5 protein-coding genes are annotated in these 5,952 nt (G+C 65.3%); 2 read left to right on the top strand and 3 right to left on the bottom strand.

The features are described 5' to 3' along the window. Together nrdE and nrdF are read left to right on the top strand one after the other, a co-directional pair. Positions 1–2,020 (top strand): class 1b ribonucleoside-diphosphate reductase subunit alpha (gene nrdE, locus AC1D1G_RS40390; protein ID WP_477956398.1); only part of this gene is annotated, 2,020 nt, incomplete at its 5' end. 77 nt (positions 2,021–2,097) lie between these two features. Further along, positions 2,098–3,063 (top strand): class 1b ribonucleoside-diphosphate reductase subunit beta, encoded by a 966-nt coding sequence (gene nrdF / locus AC1D1G_RS40385; protein WP_005240291.1) that lies wholly within the window; start codon positions 2,098–2,100, stop codon positions 3,061–3,063. Positions 3,064–3,265: 202 nt separating this feature from the next. On the opposite strand, the gene AC1D1G_RS40380 is transcribed toward nrdF, so the two are convergent. Genes AC1D1G_RS40380 through AC1D1G_RS40370 form a run of 3 tightly spaced genes read right to left on the bottom strand, consistent with a single transcriptional unit; the run spans position 3,266 to position 5,858 of the window. Continuing rightward, entirely contained in the window at positions 3,266–3,739 is a 474-nt protein-coding gene (locus AC1D1G_RS40380; protein WP_317568955.1) for an NUDIX hydrolase, read from the bottom strand. Between the two features lie 8 nt (positions 3,740–3,747). Further along, the gene (locus tag AC1D1G_RS40375; protein WP_477956397.1) at positions 3,748–4,815 is read right to left on the bottom strand and encodes an iron-siderophore ABC transporter substrate-binding protein; all 1,068 of its coding nucleotides are present in this window, start codon (positions 4,813–4,815) and stop codon (positions 3,748–3,750) included. A gap of 35 nt (positions 4,816–4,850) precedes the next feature. Further along, entirely contained in the window at positions 4,851–5,858 is a 1,008-nt protein-coding gene (locus tag AC1D1G_RS40370; RefSeq protein WP_317568953.1) for an ABC transporter substrate-binding protein, read from the bottom strand. Positions 5,859–5,952 lie beyond the last annotated feature (94 nt).

The raw sequence follows: 5,952 nt of genomic DNA, 5'->3' as shown, positions 1-5,952 counted from the left end.
CCAGTACTTCCTGCAGCACGTCAACCAGAACACCGTCTTCTTCCACAACCTGGACGAGAAACTCGACTACCTCGTGGAGGAGAACTACTACGAGCCCGAGGTCCTCGACCAGTACTCGCGCGCGTTCGTGAAGTCGCTGATCGATCACGCCTACGCCAAGAAGTTCCGCTTCCCGACGTTCCTGGGCGCGTTCAAGTACTACACCTCGTACACGCTGAAGACGTTCGACGGCAAGCGCTACCTGGAGCGGTTCGAGGACCGTGTCTGCATGGTCGCGCTCACGCTCGCCGCCGGCGACGAAGAGCTGGCGACCAAGCTCGTCGACGAGATCATCGCCGGCCGGTTCCAGCCCGCCACCCCCACGTTCCTCAACTCCGGCAAGAAGCAGCGCGGCGAGCCCGTGTCCTGCTTCCTGCTGCGTATCGAGGACAACATGGAGTCGATCGGCCGCTCCATCAACTCCGCCCTGCAGCTGTCCAAGCGCGGCGGCGGAGTTGCGTTGCTGCTCAGCAATGTTCGCGAGCACGGTGCCCCGATCAAGAAGATCGAGAACCAGAGCTCCGGTGTGATCCCGATCATGAAACTGCTCGAGGATTCCTTCTCGTACGCCAACCAGCTCGGCGCGCGACAGGGTGCGGGCGCGGTGTACCTGCACGCGCACCACCCGGACATCTACCGCTTCCTCGACACCAAGCGGGAGAACGCCGACGAGAAGATCCGCATCAAGACGCTGTCGCTGGGTGTGGTCATCCCGGACATCACGTTCGAGCTGGCGAAGAAGAACGAGGACATGTACCTCTTCTCGCCGTACGACGTCGAGCGCATCTACGGTGTCCCGTTCGCGGACGTCAACGTCACCGAGAAGTACTACGAGATGGTCGACGACAAACGGATCCGCAAGTCGAAGATCAAGGCGCGCGAGTTCTTCCAGACCATCGCAGAGCTGCAGTTCGAGTCGGGCTACCCCTACATCATGTTCGAGGACACGGTGAACCGGGCCAACCCCATCGAGGGCAAGATCACCCACTCCAACCTGTGCTCGGAGATCCTGCAGGTCTCGACGCCGTCGCTGTTCAACGACGACCTCTCCTACAGCGAGGTCGGCAAGGACATCTCCTGCAACCTCGGTTCGCTGAACATCGCGAAGACCATGGACTCGCCCGACTTCGCACGCACCATCGAGGTGTCGATCCGCGCCCTCACCGCGGTGTCCGATCAGACGCACATCTACTCGGTGCCGTCGATCGAGCAGGGCAACAACGACTCTCACGCCATCGGCCTCGGGCAGATGAACCTGCACGGGTACCTGGCCCGTGAGCGGATCTTCTACGGCTCCGACGAGGGCATCGACTTCACGAACATATACTTCTACACCGTCGTGTTCCACGCGGTGCGGGCGTCCAACCGGATCGCCATCGAGCGGGGCACCCACTTCAAGGGCTTCCCGCAGTCCAAGTACGCGTCCGGCGAGTACTTCGACAAGTACACCGATCAGGTGTGGGAGCCGAAGACGGAGCGGGTGCGTCAGCTGTTCGCCGAGTCCGGTGTGCACATCCCGACGCAGGACGACTGGCGCGAGCTGAAGGCGTCCGTGCAGAAGTACGGCATCTACAACCAGAACCTGCAGGCCGTCCCGCCGACGGGGTCGATCTCATACATCAACTACTCCACCAGCTCCATCCACCCGGTGGCGTCGAAGATCGAGATCCGCAAGGAAGGCAAGATCGGCCGCGTCTACTACCCGGCGCCCTACCTGACCAACGACAATCTGGAGTACTACCAGGATGCCTACGAGATCGGGTACGAGAAGATCGTCGACACCTATGCCGCGGCGACGCAGCACGTCGATCAAGGGCTGTCGCTGACCTTGTTCTTCAAGGACACCGCCACCACCCGCGACATCAACAAGGCGCAGATCTACGCGTGGCGCAAGGGCATCAAGACGCTGTACTACATCCGGCTGCGTCAGATGGCTCTGGAGGGTACCGAGGTCGAAGGTTGCGTTTCCTGCATGCTGTAGGCGGCTCCGCCGCCCGTGAGTACTTGTCAACCGCCGGCGGTTGATAAGTACTCACAGCCGAACGAAGTGAGGAATCAATGGTCAAGCTGGTGAGTCGCGTATCCGCGATCAACTGGAACCGCGTCCAGGACGAGAAGGACGCCGAGGTGTGGGACCGTCTCGTCGGCAACTTCTGGCTGCCCGAAAAGGTGCCGGTGTCCAACGACATCCCGTCGTGGGGGACGCTCACGCCGCAGGAGAAGCAGCTCACGATGCGGGTGTTCACGGGGCTGACGCTCCTCGACACCATTCAGGGCACCGTGGGCGCCGTCAGCCTCATCCCCGACGCCATCACCCCGCACGAAGAGGCGGTGTACACCAACATCGCGTTCATGGAGTCGGTGCACGCCAAGAGCTACAGCTCGATCTTCTCGACGCTGTGCTCCACCCGCGACATCGACGACGCCTTCCGCTGGTCCGAGGAGAACCCGAACCTGCAGCGCAAGGCCGAGATCGTCATGGACTACTACCAGGGCGACGAGCCGCTCAAGCGCAAGGTGGCCTCCACCCTGCTCGAGAGCTTCCTGTTCTACTCCGGCTTCTACCTGCCGATGTACTGGTCGTCGCGGGCGAAGCTCACCAACACCGCCGACCTCATCCGCCTCATCATCCGTGACGAGGCCGTGCACGGGTACTACATCGGCTACAAGTACCAGAAGGGTCTCGAGCAGCTCACCGAGGCCGAGCGCGACGACCTCAAGAACTACACGTTCGAGTTGCTCTTCGAGCTCTACGACAACGAGGTCGACTACACCCAGGACCTCTACGACGAGGTGGGCCTCACCGAGGACGTCAAGAAGTTCCTGCGGTACAACGCCAACAAGGCGCTGATGAACCTCGGCTACGAGGGTCTGTTCCCGAAGGACGAGACGGACGTCAACCCGGCGATCCTGTCGGCGCTCTCACCCAACGCGGACGAGAACCACGACTTCTTCTCCGGCTCGGGCAGCTCCTACGTCATCGGCAAGGCCGTCAACACCGAAGACGAGGACTGGGACTTCTAGAGCGACCCGCTCGGGACTTCTAGAGCGACCCGCTCGGGACTTCTAGAGCGACCCGCTCGGGACTTCTAGAGCGACCCGCTCGGGACTTCTAGAGCGACCCGCTCGGGACTTCTAGAGCGACCCGCTCGGGACTTCAGAGCTGTCGCCCGATGTCACACCGGTTCAGTTCGACTGCACCGGTGTGACATCGGGCGAACTGCGTTCAGCGGCGGAACCACGCCTCGGGCTCGTCCTGCAGCGCCTTGTCGAGCCGCAGTCGCGACGACGGGGTCAGATCCGGCGGCAGCGCGTCGGGGGAGAACCAGGCGACGTCGTGGTTCTCGTCGTCCGACACGGTCGCCTGCCCGCCGACGTACCGCGCGAGGAAGCACACGTCGAGATACTGCGCGACGTCGCCGTTGGGGTAGGTGATCGGGTCGGTGACGTCGACGCTCGTGATCCGGACCAGTTCCGCGTCCACGCCGGTTTCCTCGCGTACCTCACGCAGCGCCGCGGGTCCGGGTTCCTCCCCGGGTTCGAGGATGCCGGACACGACGGCCCATTTTCCGTTGTCGACGCGCCGGGTCAGCAGCACCCGGCCGTCGGCGTCGCGCACCACGACACTCACCCCGGACAGCCACAGCGGCGCAGTGCCGACATGGCCGCGCAGGGCGGTGACGAACTCGGGGACGGGCACCGGGCCTCCTAGCCGACGTAGCCGTTCAGCGTGTTCCGCAGGTCGGTGAGCATCGCGCGCGCGGCGACGACACCGTTTCCGCCCCACACGTCACCCTCCACGGCGAAGACCCGCTTGTCGGAGGCCGCCTCGAGGTCTTCCCATGCCTCACCGGACATGACATCCTCCGCGTGCGCGGTGCCCTCCTCGCCGTCCAGGGCGGCGTAGATGAGGTCGCCCTCGGCCTGGTCGATGTCGGATTCGGTGATCGGTTCGGTGACTGCGCCGTCGAGGTTCTGATAGGCGGGCCGCCGTACTCCGGCGTCGGTGAGGACCTGGCCGGCGAACGTGGCCGGACCCTCGACCTCCATGCTGTCGGCGTCGAAGCGGACGACGGACGCTTGTGTCTGCGCTGCGTCGATGTCGACGCCGAGTTGCCTGGCGTCCTGCTGGTACTGCTCGAGCGCGGCCGTCGCCGCGTCGGCCCGGCCCAGGGCATTGCCGGCGAGGAGGAACTGCGCCTTCCAGTACACGGGGTCGGAGCCGACGAACACGGTGGGCGCGATGGGGGAGAGCGCGCCGTACAGCTGGTCGGACGCCGGAYTCGATCCGAGGATCAGGTCCGGGTCCGCCTGCGCGATCTTGTTCACGTCCGGGGCGTCGACGGATCCGACGCCCGGGATCTCGGAGATGCCCGTGCCGAGGTAGCCGGGCTGAGGTGAGTCCCCGTCGACGGTCGCCGCGCCGACCACGTTCTTCCACAGACCGAGTGCGCACACCGCGTCCAGTGCGGCGCTGTCGAGCACCACGATCCGCTGCGGATCCGACGGAACGTCGCTCTCGCCCTTCGTGTGGACCACCCGGTGCGTCGAGCCGGCCGCGAGTGCGGCGTCGACAGGGGCCGGCTCGGCGCAGGCGGTCGTGGTGTCCCGCTCGATGCCGACCACACCGGCTCCGGCGATCTGCGTGGTGGTCCGGACGATGGACGCTGCGGGATCGTCGTCGGACGGTTGAGAGCAGCCGGCGACTGCGAGCACAGCGACGGCGGCGACGAGACCGGTGGACGCGCGGCGGGCGGAAAACCTACGAGGGGACAATTCGGCGACTTCCTGTGTGTGCGGGCGCGTTCAGGTTAGCCGCTGTGCTTGTCCACCCCGAACGTGTCCGACAGGTCGTCGAGGATGAGGTGCGCGCCCTGGATGCTGACCGGCGACATCCAGCGGGCGTCGTCGACGTCGATCTTGCGTCCCTTCAGCGTCTGCCACAGCGGGCTCTCCAGGAACGGCTTCGCCGCTTCGGCGCTCTTGCCGGCCGGGTCCTGCCAGGTGCTGACGAGGATGGCGTCGCCCTCCGCCTCGCTGATCAGCTCGGGGCTGATGGCTTGCATGATGTTGTCGGGGTCGGCCGGATCGGGGCCCTGGCTCTGCGGACGAGCGAGCCCGGCGTCCGAGAGGACGATCCCGCTGAACGAAGTGGTGCGGTAGAGGCGTGCCGTCGGCTCGCCCGCGAACCGGACGACCGAGATCACCGGATTCGACGCCGTGTCATTGATCTCCGCGCCGACGGCCACGGCCCGCTCCTCGTAGGCGCCGATCTTCTGCTCCGCGAGTTCTTCCTTGCCCAGTGCCTTGCCGACGAGACGGATGTTGTCCTTCCAGGTGGGCCCGGTCGTCTCGGTGAAGATGGTCGGCGCGATCGCGGACAGTTGCTCGTAGTTCTTTCCGTCGCGCACCTCGGCGGAGATGATCAGGTCGGGTTGCAGCGCGGCGATCTGCTCGAGGCTCGCGGTGCTGACCTTGCCCACCGACTCGGCTTCCGCCGCGAACTCGTCCCGCGAGGCGCCGAGGTAGTCGGGCAGGCCGGGTTCGCGGTAGTCGACGTATCCGACGAGTGGCGCCTCGAGGAGGAGGACGGCGTCGGTGAAACTGTTGTCGAGTGCCACGATGCGCTGCGGCGCGGCCGGGATCTCGGTGCTGCCGCGGAAGTGGTCGACGGTGCGGGGGAACTGCCCGGTCGACGAGGTGGTGCTCGACGCGGCGGCGGAGTCGTCACTGCTGGAGCAGGACGTGATCGAGAAAGTGGCTGCAGCGGCTAGTGCGACCGCGCCGGCGACTACCCGGCGTCGGGAGAGAACGTTCACATGAAGCTCCTGATCGAAAGTTAGGTGAGCGAAACCTTAACACCGGGGTTTCGGCGTGTCGGAGCCTTCGTGTCGCACGCGACGACCGGTCGCG

The organism is Rhodococcus sp. P3_B8, from assembly GCF_056402775.1.
Note: the sequence above shows the minus strand (reverse complement) of the source record. Positions and strands in the feature narration are given on the sequence as shown.

Excerpts from the sequence above, each read along its gene's own strand:
- nrdF (WP_005240291.1), top strand. The coding sequence starts at position 2,098 with ATGGTCAAGCTGGTGAGTCGCGTATCCGCGATCAACTGGAACCGCGTC.